The 13,762-nt window shown below is 68.4% G+C and carries 12 protein-coding genes; 5 read left to right on the top strand and 7 right to left on the bottom strand.

Annotated elements, in window-relative coordinates:
• Positions 1–162: 162 nt before the first annotated feature.
• From FVP33_RS03430 to FVP33_RS03400, 7 genes are all read right to left on the bottom strand, one after another.
• Positions 163–1,215, bottom strand: coding sequence for a hypothetical protein (locus FVP33_RS03430; RefSeq protein ID WP_147782236.1), 1,053 nt, complete (start codon positions 1,213–1,215; stop codon positions 163–165).
• Positions 1,216–1,223: 8 nt separating this feature from the next.
• A complete protein-coding gene (locus FVP33_RS03425; RefSeq protein WP_147782235.1) occupies positions 1,224–1,586 on the bottom strand; it encodes a DUF7670 domain-containing protein in 363 nt (120 codons plus the stop codon).
• Positions 1,587–2,391: 805 nt separating this feature from the next.
• A complete protein-coding gene (locus FVP33_RS03420; RefSeq protein WP_147782234.1) occupies positions 2,392–2,886 on the bottom strand; it encodes a GtrA family protein in 495 nt (164 codons plus the stop codon).
• On the bottom strand, positions 2,870–3,664 hold the full coding sequence (locus FVP33_RS03415; protein WP_147782233.1) for a polyprenol monophosphomannose synthase: 795 nt from the start codon (positions 3,662–3,664) through the stop codon (positions 2,870–2,872). The genes FVP33_RS03420 and FVP33_RS03415 overlap by 17 nt, the downstream gene beginning before the upstream one ends.
• On the bottom strand, positions 3,661–5,199 hold the full coding sequence (locus FVP33_RS03410; RefSeq protein ID WP_147782232.1) for a glycosyltransferase family 39 protein: 1,539 nt from the start codon (positions 5,197–5,199) through the stop codon (positions 3,661–3,663). Before FVP33_RS03410 ends, FVP33_RS03415 begins: the two co-directional genes overlap by 4 nt.
• Before the next feature lie 143 nt (positions 5,200–5,342).
• A complete protein-coding gene (locus tag FVP33_RS03405) occupies positions 5,343–6,698 on the bottom strand; it encodes a sensor histidine kinase (RefSeq protein WP_147782231.1) in 1,356 nt (451 codons plus the stop codon).
• Entirely contained in the window at positions 6,695–7,369 is a 675-nt protein-coding gene (locus FVP33_RS03400; protein WP_147782230.1) for a response regulator transcription factor, read from the bottom strand. Before FVP33_RS03400 ends, FVP33_RS03405 begins: the two co-directional genes overlap by 4 nt.
• A gap of 185 nt (positions 7,370–7,554) precedes the next feature.
• Here FVP33_RS03400 and FVP33_RS03395 point away from each other — a divergent pair, with 185 nt between their 5' ends.
• From FVP33_RS03395 to FVP33_RS03375, 5 genes are all read left to right on the top strand, one after another.
• Positions 7,555–9,186 (top strand): S53 family peptidase, encoded by a 1,632-nt coding sequence (locus tag FVP33_RS03395; protein ID WP_147782229.1) that lies wholly within the window; start codon positions 7,555–7,557, stop codon positions 9,184–9,186.
• A 42-nt stretch (positions 9,187–9,228) separates the two neighbouring features.
• Entirely contained in the window at positions 9,229–10,326 is a 1,098-nt protein-coding gene (locus tag FVP33_RS03390) for an ATP-binding cassette domain-containing protein (RefSeq protein ID WP_147782228.1), read from the top strand.
• A complete protein-coding gene (locus FVP33_RS03385; protein WP_147782227.1) occupies positions 10,323–11,198 on the top strand; it encodes an ABC transporter permease in 876 nt (291 codons plus the stop codon). The genes FVP33_RS03390 and FVP33_RS03385 overlap by 4 nt, the downstream gene beginning before the upstream one ends.
• A 575-nt stretch (positions 11,199–11,773) precedes the next feature.
• Positions 11,774–12,397, top strand: coding sequence for a potassium channel family protein (locus FVP33_RS03380; RefSeq protein WP_187270562.1), 624 nt, complete (start codon positions 11,774–11,776; stop codon positions 12,395–12,397).
• A gap of 143 nt (positions 12,398–12,540) precedes the next feature.
• Complete coding sequence (locus tag FVP33_RS03375) at positions 12,541–13,755, top strand: GAF domain-containing protein (RefSeq protein WP_147782226.1); 1,215 nt, start codon at positions 12,541–12,543, stop codon at positions 13,753–13,755.
• The last annotated feature ends 7 nt before the right edge of the window (positions 13,756–13,762 follow it).

Genomic DNA, 13,762 nt, shown 5'->3' with positions numbered 1-13,762 from the left:
GAATATGTCAATTGCCACCGACACCGGGTCGGCGAGTCGCCGGACCGCGCGTGGGCACGGGCAAGAGCAGCCGCCGTCAACCGGGCGTAGGCGATCAGCCCCCAGGGCTGGAAGGCGGCGGGATCCAGAGTCCGCGCGCCTCCGCCAGGGGGTGCATGCTGCTCATTGCGAGCCTTCCTTCCGCGCCGACGGGCGCACGGCAGCCCGGAGTCTGGTCAGCCACCGGGCGGTGAAGCCGCGAACGCTTCGTGCCGCCCGGAACGGTCCGAAGAGCCAGGCTGCGACGGCGGTGATGCTTGCGAACACGGCCACCGCGACGATCGTGCCGGACAGCCCAGCGACGAACTGGTCGTAGAGCGGACCGGCCGTGGAGACCGGGACGGGCCTGACCGCGACGAGAAACGTGTAGCGCCCCCAGACGACGGCCAGGCCGAGCAGGATCATCACGACGGCAAGCGTCACCGCCGTCCACACGATGGTGCGCACGCGGCGCTGGGCCACGAGCACGGCGGCGACCAGGAGGAGCAGGGCCAGCCAGGGCAACCAGGTTCCGGTGACGGCCACGACCGTGTAGGAGAACCTCGCGACGGGCACGACGTCGGAATTCGCAATCACGATGGTTCGGTCGACGGCGGGGATCCGCTCCGCGAAGCCGAGTCCCTTCGCCACGAGCACCGTCTTGAGCCGCTCGACGATCGGCCCGAGCTCGATGCCGATGGTGCCCCGCTGGTCGGCCGAGATTACCGCATTCGGGTCGGCACTCAGCGTCGCCATGAGCTGGGTGTGGGACAGCCGGAGGGTCTTGGCCCAGGTGACCGCGAAGGCGTCCGATGCCACGAAGCGCGAGACCTGGTTCTCGATGACGTCCCGCACGGCCTGGGCGGCCGCGCCCTTGAGCGAATCGAGCGCGGCGGTGGCCAGCGGGCCAGCGCCGAGCCCGGCGAGGCCGTCGATCGCGTCCGAGGTGATCTTGGGAATGTCGATCGAGCGATTGATCGCGGCGACCGCCTGCTCCGAGAGATAGGACTGCACGGCCGGATCGTCGGCGAGCGGCGCGAAGGTCGCGACGAAGGTGTTCGTGTCGAGTACTTCGATTCGCGCCCAGGCAGCCACGGTCGAGACGGGGGCAAGCAGGATACCGAGGGTCACGAGGATCACCGCGAGGGTCGTCCGCCCGCGCGGTCGCCTCGGTGATCCCGAGGAGTCGTTCGTCATGGTCGCCCTCAGGCTGTGATCCTGCGGCGGGAAAGCAACCAGTCGATGAGGAACAGCAGGCCGATCAGGATTGGCGGTCCGGAGACCAGCGGGGCGTAAGCCCATTCGGGGGCGTAGCTGAAGACGGTCGCAACCGCGTAGCCGAGAAACCCGATGGCGCCAACCAATGGCCACGACCAACCCAACACGACGGCGGCGATCAGTACGAGGCCGGGAATCACGTGGGTGATCACCGCCCACTGCTCGAGCCAGGTGCCGCGGCCTCCCCGGGCCTGGACTTCATCCCACCAGCCGTAGGCCATCACCACGACCAACAGGATGCCCAGAACGCGAGCAACCCAACCCACCGCGCTTGCTTTCCGCATCGCCATGGCCAGAACCCTTCCAGCATCTGCGGTGCCGCAACCGGGTGAGGCGGATCCGCAGTCGTCGCCACCATCATCCACCCTCGCCACCCGAAAGGGGAGAATATCTCTCAGCTAGCTGTTCTGCCCAGGCACTCCCTTGCCCCTGGCACGCGTTGTGCAGGACGGCTCGGGCGTCCACGGGTGCCCACCCCACAGACTCCAGTTGTGCAGGACGGGTGGTGCAGGACAGTGCCGCCGTCCACGGGTGCCCACCCCACAGACTCCAGTTGTGCAGGACGGGTGGTGCAGGACAGTGCCGCCGTCCACGGGTGCCCACCCCACAGACTCCAGTTGTGCAGGACGGGTCAAACTGTCTTGCACTGGCTGTCTTGCACTGGCTGTCTTGCACTGGCTGTCTTGCACTGGCTGTCTTGCACAAGCTGTCTTGCACAAGCTGTCTTGAACACACTGTCCTGCACAACCAGAGTCTGCGGGGGGAGGCACCCAAACCTCCGGGGCCCGTCCTGCAGAACGCGGTCAGACCGACGCGGGCGGCACAACTAGGCGGCACAACTAGGCGGCACCGCCAGAGGGCCGAGAAGGTCCAGCTTCCGGCGCACGAGATCCGCAACGTCGCCGATGGCCATACGCGAACGTCCGTAACGGGGCTTGGAGTCACAGCAGCATCAGCGTGGGACACGAGGACCTCCAGGTTCGTGACATGGTCCGCCTTTGACAGCTCCACATTCACGCCAGGAGTTCCTCGCTCACGCTCACCGACTGAAGCGCGTCGTCACACCCAATCGACCACCCTGCCTGGGCAGCTCAGCTAGCGGGCCGCGATCTTTGGCTCTCTCAGCGGGGCGAGCTGGGCGACCGGGTTCCTGCGTCGAGCGGAGTACACCCACCAGCGGTAGGCCACGAAGCGGAACGCCGTTCCGAGCGCGAGGCCGACGACGTTCGTCGCGATGTTGTCGGCGATGATCGACGTGTAGCCGAGCAGGTAGTGCGACACCCAGAGGCAGCCGAGGGCGATGACCATGCCTGCGGCGCTCACCACGGCGAACTCGATGCCTTCACGCAGCACGTCGGTGCGGCGCTGGGAGCGGAAGGTCCAGAGCCGGTTGCCGGTCCAGTTGACGAGAATGGCGAGGGAGGTGGAGATCGCCTTGGCAATCACCGGCCCTCCGTGCACGAGGCTCGGCTCGAGCACGGTCGTGCGGAGCGCATTGAACACGGCGATGTCCACGACGAGCCCGACCCCGCCGACGAGGATGAAGCTGAGCAGTTGTCTGCCCAGCGCGACCCTAGACTCGCGCGACATGGTGCTCCCTCGTGCTCGGCCGGTACTCGAGGGGAGTGACGCCCCTCAGTCTGGCCGGAAGGCCCATGATGCCCCAGAGGCCCACGCGCAGGATGGCCTCGCGCACGATCCCGCCGCTCATCTTGGACTCTCCGTGAACGCGCTCGATGAAGGTGATGGGCACCTCGGCGATGCGCAGCCCCGCGGTGTGGGCGTGCCAGAGCATATCGATCTGGAAGCAGTAGCCCTGGCTCACGATTTTCTCGTAGCCGATGGTCTCGAGGGCGAACGCCGTGAACGCTCGGTAGCCGCCGGTGATGTCCCGGAACGGCAGTCCGAGGGCGATCCGGGCGTACAGGCTCCCGCCGCGCGAGAGAACCGCCCGGCGCAGGGGCCAGTTCTGCACGCTTCCGCCGTCGACCCAGCGCGAGCCGAGCGCGACATCCGCGCCGTCGAGGGCGTGGAGGATCCCCCTCAACTGCTCCGGCTGGTGCGAACCGTCGGCGTCCATCTCCACGAACCGCTCATACCCGCGTTCGAGTCCCCAGGCGAAACCGGCGCGATAGGCGGCGCCGATGCCCTCCTTGCCCGCGCGGTGCAGAACGTGCATCCTGTCGTGGCCCGAGGCGAGGGCGGAGGCGAGGGCCCCTGTGCCGTCCGGAGAGTTGTCGTCCACGACCAGCACATCCACGTCCGGGGTGCTGCGGAGCACCCGGGCGGCGATCTCGGCGAGGTTCTCGCGCTCATTGTAGGTCGGGATGACGACGAGCGTGCCGTTGGTGCGATGGGTCTGGGTCATGGTGTCTCCCTCGTGAGTTCGTAGACGACGGTCCGATGGACGGGGATCTCACGAATGACGGTGAATCCGAGCCGCTGGAGCTCGATGATGTTCGCCGGCGTGCCGTGGGCCGCGAGTTCGAGATCCCACACGGTGTTCTTCGAGGCGAGCGCGCCACTCGACTGGCCGACGGAGTCCGCCTTGTCCCACAGGGCCGGCAGTTGCGCGTACGGGGTCGCGAGGGTCACGTCCGCCAGGCCGACATACGCCGTCGGGTAGAGGTGGATGCCGATTCGCGGCGCCCGGGAGGGCCTGGTCGTCTCGTCGAAGACGATGGCATCGCCGGGGTGGGCGTTCGCCGCCACCACCTCCGACACCTGCCGGAAGTCGCTTCCGCCGTCCTTGGCGAACGGGGTGCGTTGCTGCAGGTCGGTGTGGGCGGCGAGGGCCGCGACAAGGATCACGAGAGCGGCGGGGATCGCCGTACGCAACACCGGCGCCGCGGCCTGGAGCGAGCGAACCGTCGTCAGCGTGCGGGCGACCGCGTCGATGCCGATAGCGACGAAGAGCGCGGCGATCGGCGCACAGAACGAGAGATAGCGCACGGTGTACATCGGTGCGACGAAGGTGTTGCCGATGAGCAGCGCGAGCGTCGGCAGAAGCAACCATCCGATGAGCAGCACTCGATGCTCGGACCGGGAGCGCAGGAGGGCGACGACGCCGACGACGATGAGCGCCCAGCCGGCCGTCGCGAGCCAGGGGTTGCCGAACCACTGCACGATCACGATGCGATCGAAGGTGGCGTAGCCCCGATGCGCGAGAAAGGTGATCTGTCCATGCTGGGCGAGGCCGTAGATCAGGATCGGCGCCGCCGCGAACACGGTGACCCCCAGGGCGGCGAACCACCGGCGAAGCAGCACGCGCCGGGCGGGGGAGGCGAGAAGCGCGATGCCGTGAACGCCACCGATGAGCACGAAGTAGAAGAACACGTAGATCGAGAGGGCGAGCGCCAGGCCGTAGGCGATCCACGGCAGCAGCCTCGTCACCCGGCGCGAGAGCAGGGTGACGAAGAAGATCGTGAGCCAGACGGCGATGGCCGTGCCCATGGCGTACGAGCGCCCCTCCGCCGACATGTAGCTGATGCGGGGCAGCACCACGCAGACGAGGCCGGCCAGAATCGCGACCCGGCGGTTGATCAGTCGGTCGCCGAGCACGACGATTCCGGCAACCGCGACGCCGACGGCGATGGTGCTCGGGAATCGAACGGACAGCTCGGACGCCCCGAACAGGCTGATCCAGAAGTGCAGGAACACGTAGTACGCACCATGAACGGCATCGATCCTGCCGAGCTCGCCCCAGAGCGTTGCGAGCGGGCGTTCGGCCGACATGACGCTCGCCGCCTCGTCCCCCCAGAAGGAGGGAATCCACGAGCCGGCGAAGTTGACCATCCAGCCGAGCAGTCCGAGTCCGGCGGCGAGCGGACCGATGCCGCGCCCGAAACGCCGGGCCAACACCCGACCGGGGGCAACCGGTCGTTCTGCCAGGACGTTGCTCACGGAAATCGCCTCTCGCCGCCGGTATGCGAATCCGACAGTCGCCGACTCGCCTCTTCATCGTGACGAGTGTGCCCTGAGGTTTACCCCGGATCGGGGCGGGCGGATGTGAGAGTTCACACAGGTTTATCGGGGCGACCAGCGGGTCAGGCGATCGTCGGCAGGGACACGGTGACCGTGAATCCCGCTCCGTTCGCCAGGGTGATCTCGCCGTGTGCCCTCGAGACGATCGCGTGCACGATCGCGAGGCCAAGACCGCTGCCGCCGTCCCGCTTGGCGCGGGCGTCATCCGGTCGGGAGAAGCGGTCGAAGGCCACCGGCAGAAAGTCGTCTGGCATGCCCGGGCCGGAGTCGACCACGGTAAGGATGAGATTCGACTTCGCGTGGCGCAGGGCGATCCGCACGCTCCCGCCGTTCGGCACGGCCGAGATCGCATTGCTGGTGAGATTGCCCACGATCCGCCCAAAGTTGGCGACCGCGATGCGGTAGACGGCCTCCGTCGGTTCTCCGGCCACGTCGAAGTCCACCGTGACGCCCTTGGGCGCCGCGAGCAGCCTGGCGCGGTCGGCCGCGGCGGCGACCTCGACGGCCAGCTCATCCCAGGTGCTCACCCCCTCCGGCGTCTTCGCCTCGATCTGGGACAGCTCGAGCAGCCCGGTCGCGAGCGCGGACAGCCGGGCGACCGAGTGCTGCGCCGAGGTGATTTCCGCCTCGAGGGCCTGGGCGTCTCCGGTGGAGAGGTGCGCGAGCTCGAGCTGGGTCATGAGGATCGCGAGGGGGGTGCGCAACTCGTGGCTCGCATCGGAGACCAGTTGCCTCTCCCGATCGACCGACTGCCGCACCTCGGAGATGAACTCGTTGAGCGTGGTGGCGAGGGCCGACAGCTCGTCCGTCGCCGGTCCGATCGGCAGCGGCTCGGTCGATCCCTGGGCGACGAGCGCCTCGGCCTGCTGGCGCATCCGGTTCACCGGGCGAAGTGCCGCGCCCGTGAGCAGCCACGACGCGACGCCGAACCCGGAGACGAGCAGGAGCGCCACGGTGACGAGCGCCTCGGTGATCCGGTCGAGGGAGAGGATGGCGGAGTCCTGGTTGCGGGCACTGACCACGTGCCAGTCCCCGGTCGCTGTCGTGACCGTCTTGGTGAAGACCCGGTAGGTGTCGTCGGAGGCCACGACGGTGTGGGCGTCTCCGGTGAGCGCGGTCAGGGTCGGCAGTCGGCTCTCGAGACGATCGGGCAGGCTCGACACCACGACCCTGCCGGCCGGGTTGACCACGGCGACGAGTTGGCCGGTGCCCGGATCATCGATAGTGCCGGAGGCGGTCTGGATCTCGGTGACGTACGGGGCGGCATCGTGGTGCAGCAGGGTCGTCGTCGTCGTGCTGAGGATGTGCTCCACCTGGGCGCGAAACGCCACCACGGCCACCGCCGAGAGCAGAAGGGCGATCACGAGACTGCCGATGGTGATGCGCCAACGGATCGACAGGCGGCGCAGGAGTCTCACTCCACGACCTCGAGCGCGTAGCCCGTGCCGCGGGTCGTGGTGATCCGGACCCCCGTGCGCTCCGCGTCGAGCTTGCGCCGCAGGTAGCTCACGTACTGGTCGACGATGTTGGGGTCGATGTTGTCCGCCGACCCCCACACCTCCTGGAGGATGGTGGGCCGCGTGACCGTGGATCCGGCGTTGCCGGCCAGGAGCCGGAGCAGCGTGAACTCCTTCGGACTCAGGGAGAGGGGGCGACCGTCGGCCGTCACGGTCAGCGCGAGCGAGTCGATCGTGAGGTTGCCCACGGTGATGGAGAGCTTCTCTGTGGCGGCGTCCCTTCGCAGCAGGGCCCGGATTCGGGCGCTCAGCTCGATGAAGGCGAACGGCTTGGTGAGGTAGTCGTCCGCACCCGAGTCGAGGCCGTACACGCGGTCCTCCACCGCATCCCGGGCCGTCAGAAGGAGGATCGGCAGCGAGCTGCCGGTCTCGCGGATCCGGCGGCAGATCTCGAAGCCCGACATCTGGGGCAGCATGACGTCGATCGCCGCGAGGGCGAAGTCGTCGTGCGCCACGGCGATGAGGGCGTCGATTCCGTTGTCGACGACGACGGTCTCGTAGCCCTCCGCCGTGAGCCCACGGTCGATGAGACGACCCATCTCCGGGTCGTCCTCCACAATCAGGATCTTCACAGCGCTTCTCTCCGGCAACCACTGCCTGGGCGCCGCCACACGGTCGTGGCGGCGCTCCAGCAATGTTCTCACCTTCGAGTGAACTCTCCCTCAGCGCACTCTCGCCGTGGACGCGGGTTGTAGATCGGCGGCAAGCGGTGTTGGCTGGGGGCAGCGAACACAACGATGGGTCGAGGCGGATTCCGATGGACCAGGACAACGAACCAGTGCAGCCAGCAGTGCGACCACCGGCAGCGCCGTCGGACGCGGGGCTCGAACTGCGGCCCCTTCCCGGAAGCGAGCGTGCCCCGGCCCGCGGGGTGGTGCCGGCCGCCGCCGAACTCTCGAGCGAGGGCACGATCGAGGCGACGGTGATGCTGCGACGCAGGAGAGCCGTGGACGCGGAAACCGTGCTCGCGGCTGCTCCGATGTCTCGGGAGGTGCTCGCCGAGTCGATGGGGGCCGACCCGCGCGATGTCGAGCTCGTCGCATCCACCCTGGAGTCGCTCGGCGTCACCGTCGTCTCCACCGACCTCGCCTCGCGCCGGGTGCGAATCTCGGGCACGGTCGCCACGATGGGCCGGGTCTTCGGCGTGCAGCTTCACGCCGTCACCAGCCTCGCCGCCGACGGCTCGCCGACCAGCCACCGGCATCGCACGGGAGGACTCATGGTGCCGGCGGCGCTCGACGGCGTGGTCACGGCCGTGCTCGGGCTCGACGACCGGCCGCAGGCGCGGGCGGAGTTCCGGGTCGCCGAGGCGCGAGCCGTTTCGGTGAGCTACACCCCGATCGAGCTCGGGCAGATTTATCGTTTTCCGCCCGGCACAGACGGCTCGGGCCAGAGCATCGCGATCATCGAACTCGGCGGCGGGTTCGCCCAGGCCGAGCTCTCGACCTACTTCACAAGCCTCGGCATCACGGGCCCCACGGTCACGGCGGTCGGGGTGGACGGAGCGAAGAACCAGCCGGGCAAGGACCCAGCCGGCGCCGACGGCGAGGTGCTTCTCGACATCGAGGTGGCCGGCGCCCTCAGCCCGGGGTCCGCGATGGTCGTCTACTTCGCCCCCAACACCGACGCGGGATTCGTGGATGCCGTGAGCGAGGCCGCCCACGCCGCGACCACTCCCACCTCGATGAGCATCAGCTGGGGCCAGAACGAGGACGCCTGGACCGAGCAGGCCCGCCGGGCACTCGACGACGCGTTCCTCGACGCCGCCGCCCTCGGCATCACGGTGACGGCTGCCGCCGGCGACAACGGCAGCTCCGACGGTGCGAACGACGACCGTGACCACGCCGACTTCCCGGCCTCGAGTCCCCACGTGCTCGCCTGCGGCGGAACGAGCCTGCGCGCATCCGCCGGCACCGTGCGGTCGGAGACGGTCTGGAACAACGGTGCGGGCGGGGGAGCCACCGGAGGGGGAGTGAGCGACGTGTTCACCCTGCCCGCATGGCAGCAGAGGGTGGGCGTGCCGCCGTCGGGAACCCAGACCGGCGGGCGCGGCGTGCCGGATGTCGCGGCCGTCGCGGATCCGAACACCGGCTATGCTGTGCTCGTGGATGGCGAGCACAAGGTCTACGGCGGCACGAGCGCCGTCGCGCCGCTCTGGGCTGCCCTCGTGGCGCGGCTCGCCCAGGCGACGGGTCGACCCCTCGGGCTGCTCCAGCCCACGCTCTACCGCGCCGCCGGCACTGGCGAGGGTGAGGCCGGCTTCCGCGATGTGATCTCGGGAAACAACGGCAGCTTCTCGGCGAAACCGGGCTGGGACGCCTGTACCGGCCTCGGGGTTCCGGACGGCGTCGCGCTTCTCGCGCTGCTCGAGGCGCAGCCCGCTCGCTGAGAGAGGTTGCCCGATGTCGGTGACGGCGGATACGTTCGCAGCATGACCTTCATCGAGGCCAGAGGCCTGAGCAAGACCTATTCCCCCCGCGGCGCGGGCCCGGTGCACGCCCTCGACGGGCTCGATCTCGTGGTACCGCGGGGAACGGTCACGGCCCTGCTCGGCCCGAACGGAGCGGGCAAGACTACGACCGTCAAGGTGTTGACGACCTTGATTCGACCCGACCACGGCACCGCGACGATCGACGGCATCGACGTCATCGCTCACCCCGACCGCATCCGCCCCATCATCGGCGTCTCCGGACAGTACGCGGCGGTCGACGAGAACCTCACCGGGTTCGAGAACCTCGACATGGTGGGGCGGCTCTACCACCTCGGCGCCCGGCAGTCTCGGGCAAGGGCTCGCGAGCTGATCAGCCTCTTCGACCTCGAGGAGGCGCAGAACCGACCGGTGAAGGGATTCTCGGGAGGCATGCGTCGGCGGATCGACCTCGCCGGCGCGCTGGTCACCCGCCCCAAGGTGCTCTTCCTCGACGAGCCGACAACCGGACTCGACCCGCGAAGCCGGCTCGGCATGTGGGACATCATCACGACTCTGGTCGGCCAGGGAACTACCGTGCTGCTGACGACCCAGTACCTCGAAGAGGCTGACCGGCTGGCCGACAGCATCTCGGTGATCGACGACGGAAAGGTGATCGCCGAGGGCACGGCCGACGAACTCAAGGCCTCGATCGGCGGGCAGCGGGTGGAGATCAACCTGGTCGACCCGGCCGACGCCCCCGTCGCCTTCGAGATCCTGCGGCGATTCGGCAGCTCGGAGCCCACGGGCAGTCTGGAGGGGCGGGAGTTAACGGTCAATGCAGTGGATGCCCCGGTCGCGCTGCAGTCCATCCTCGCCGAGTTCGGTGCACGCGACATCCGCCTGTTCGACGCGGGAATGCGTCGCCCCACCCTCGACGACGTGTTCCTCAAGCTCACGGGGCACATGGCCACCGAGGAGGACCAGGATCAGGACCACCAGGGAGGCAAGGCCGGCCGGGCCGGCCGGAAGAAGCCCGGCAAGGAGTCCGGGAAGACGGCGACCGGGGCGGACTCCGGCACGAACATGGCCAACAAGGACGAAGTGGGGGCGGCATCATGACCGAGGCGAGCCTGGCAGCCACGGACCGCTCCACCGCGCGCCAGCCGGAGTTCAGACAGCGGAACACTGCCGCGGCCATCGGCAACTGGTTCTCCGACGGCTGGATCACGACTCGACGCAACCTCATCAAGATCAAGCGGGTGCCGGACATCCTCGTCTTCACCACGCTTCAGCCGATCATGTTCGTGCTTCTGTTCACCTACGTCTATGGCGGCGTTGTCAAGATTCCCGGGAGCAACTACACGGAGTTCATCATGGCGGGAATCTTCGCCCAGACCGTCGTGTTCGGCTCCACCTACTCCGGATCGGCGATGGCGCAAGACCTCAAGGACGGCATCATCGATCGCTTCCGCACCCTGCCGATGAGCCCGTCGGCCGTGTTGATCGGGCGCACCAACGGTGACCTGCTGATCAATGCGATTTCGATGGCCGTGATGATGACGACGGGATTCATCGTGGGGTGGCGCATCCGGTCGAGCTTTCTCGAGGCGGCGGCCGCCGTGGCTCTCCTTCTTCTGTTCGCCTATGCCTTCTCCTGGGTGATGGCCTTCATCGGCATGAGCGTGCGCAGTCCGGAGGTCATCAACAACGTGTCCTTCCTCGTGTTGTTTCCGCTCACCTTCATTTCGAACGCCTTCGTGCCGAGCAACACCCTGCCGACGCCGCTGCGCATCTTCGCCGAGTTCAACCCGGTCTCGGCCCTCGTGCAGGCGGCGCGCGAACTCTTCGGGAACGTGCCGCCCGGCTCTCCCGTGCCGGACAACTGGGCCCAGCAGAACCCGGTGCTCACGGTCCTGATCGGAATCACTGCGCTGTTGCTGGTGTTCGTGCCGCTCGCGATCCGCAAGTTCGCCCAGGTGAGTTCGCGGTAGAGCTGAGCCACTAGGAGTACTGCCCAGGCAGGTTGGTTGATTGGGTGCGGCACTCGCTTGCCCTGGCGCGGGTTGTGCAGGACGGCTCCGCCGTTCACGGGCACACGCCCCGCAGACTCCAGTTATGCAGGACAGGTTGTGCAGGACGGCAGGCGGGTTCTGCAGGACGGCTCGGGCGGATGGCGAGGACGATGAGTGCAGAACCGACGGGAGCGCACTGCAGACCGGGAGTCTTCCGGTCGCCACACCCCTGCCGTGTCCTGCACAAGCTGTCCTGCATAACCAGAGTCTGTGGGGTAGGCGCCCAAGCCTCCGGGGCCCGTCCTGCAGAACACGGCCCGACCGTCGCGGGCGGCACCGCCAGAGGGCCGAGAAGGTCCGGCTTCAGGAACGCGTCGTCGCGGCGACCGGCGTGCGGCGGAGGGCGGCCGGGGCGGCCGCGACGGGGTCGAGGGACACGACCACGAGATCGGCAACGTCGCAGACGGCCAGACGCAGCGTGGGACAAGAGGACCTCGCTCACGTTCACCGACTGAAGCGAGTCGTCACGAACGGCCGGTGAGATCGCCCAAGTCGTGATCTGGGGCAGCTGGGGGCTCTTCGCCGTCGACTTTCTGATCAAGCTCGTGTTGGCTGAGGACCGCGCGCGCTGGTTCCTCGGCCACCTCATCGACTTCTTTCTCGTGGCCCTGCCCTTTCTCCAGCCGCTCAGGCTGCTTCGCGTGTTCACCCTCTTCGCGGTGATGCAGCGCATCTTCGGCAAGGCGCTGCGCGGACGGATCGCGATCTACGTCGTCGGCTCATCGGTGCTGTTGGTGTTCCTCTCAGCACTGGCGGTGCTCGAGGCTGAGCGTCCAGCGCCGCACTCGAAGATCACCAACTTCGGCGACGCGATCTGGTGGGCGTGCGAGACCGTCACCACCGTGGGGTTCGGTGACTTCGTTCCGGTCACGGTCGAGGGCAGGGTGGTCGCGGTCGGCCTCATGGTCTGCGGCCTGGCCCTCGTCGGGGTGATCGCCGCGACCCTCGCGTCGTGGCTCATCGCCCAGGTATCGATCGTCGAGGAGGTGGAGGCGCAGGAGACCCGCGCCGAACTCACCGAGCTGATCGAGATGGTCGGGGCGTTGCGCGTCGAACTCGCGCAGCTGAAGATCGCCAACCCGAGCGCGCCAGACGGATCGCCGCCCGGCCGCTCCTGACGCGTCCGGCGGCCCGCGGGCCCCGTGGCGGTGACATTGAGACACGGCGTTCCTGATGCGGCGGCGCGACGAGATGCTGAGCCTACAATGGGCTGTCGTGGTCGCTGTGCCACGACCTGGTTGTCTTGTCGGGGGGCATGCGGATGCTGTGGTGGTTCGTCTCCGCGCTCGCCCGCCCGGCGGTGCGACTGTGGACGACGACGATGTCCCGCTATTGGAGCGCCCTGCCCCGGCCGTCTGGGCTTCCCCAGGTGCACAGCGCCGGGAGTGCGCCGGACCAGATCCTGCTCATCGGCAACGGCCCGGCGGTCGGTCACGGCGTGCTGAGCCACGACCTCGCCCTTCCCGGCGCCCTCGCGCGGCAATTGTCGGCTCGCACCGGCAGGGCGGCCGACATCGACGTGCACGCCGACGGCACCCTCACCGCCGCAACCATCGTCGCCGCGCTCGGTTCCACGCGGCTGGAGCGATTCGATGCCGTCATCACGACCATCGGGCTCAACGAGGTGCTCGGACTGTCGTCCTGCCGCGCGTGGGAGAGCCACCTCGGCGCGCTCATCGACCATGTCGAATCCGCGTCACCGACCGGCCCCCAGTTGCTGATCGTCGGGGTGCCACCGATGGAGGCGATCTCGCACTTTCCCCGACCCCTGCGCGTGCTGTTCAACCACCACGCGCGACTCATCAATGCGCACAGTCGACGCGCGTGCTCGGGTCACGAGAGGGCCACCTTCGTGCCGTTCGTGCCTCCGGCGGCGACGGACACGGATCGTTACCGCGGCCGGGACACCTATGAGCGCTGGGCGGCACTCATCGTGCCGTGGCTCCACAACCGGATCGACCCGACCGATCGGTACGCGCGCACGGCCGGGCACGACGAGGAAGCCAGGCAGCGGGCCCTCGACGCGCTCGGTATCCTGGACACGGAGCCGGAGGAGGAGTTCGACGCCATCGCTCGCACGGCCAGGGACCTCTTCGGCGTCTCCGGCGCGGCGATCACCTTCATCGACCACGATCGGCAGTGGATCAAGGCGGCCACGGGCATGCCCAACGAGATGACGCCGCGAGCAACCGCCTTCTGCAAGGTGACGATCACCGGCACCGAGACCTTCGTCGTCGAAGACGCGACCGGGGACGCGCGATTTCGAGATCATCCGCTCGTGCGGGGCGAGACCCACCTTCGTTTCTACGCCGGGCAGGCGATCGAGTCATCCAATGGCCATCGCGTGGGCGCGTTGTGCATCGTCGACACGGAGCCGCGCAGCTTCTCCCGGTCGGACTCCGCCCTTCTGCGCTCGCTCGCCATCCGGGTGCAGCGGCAACTGTGGGCCCGGTCGGACCGCGACCTGGCCGGCTGACGAGCGT

Origin of the sequence: Lacisediminihabitans profunda (assembly GCF_008040105.1) — a bacterium.
Classification (GTDB): Bacteria; Actinomycetota; Actinomycetes; order Actinomycetales; family Microbacteriaceae; genus Lacisediminihabitans; species Lacisediminihabitans profunda.
Note: the sequence above shows the minus strand (reverse complement) of the source record. Positions and strands in the feature narration are given on the sequence as shown.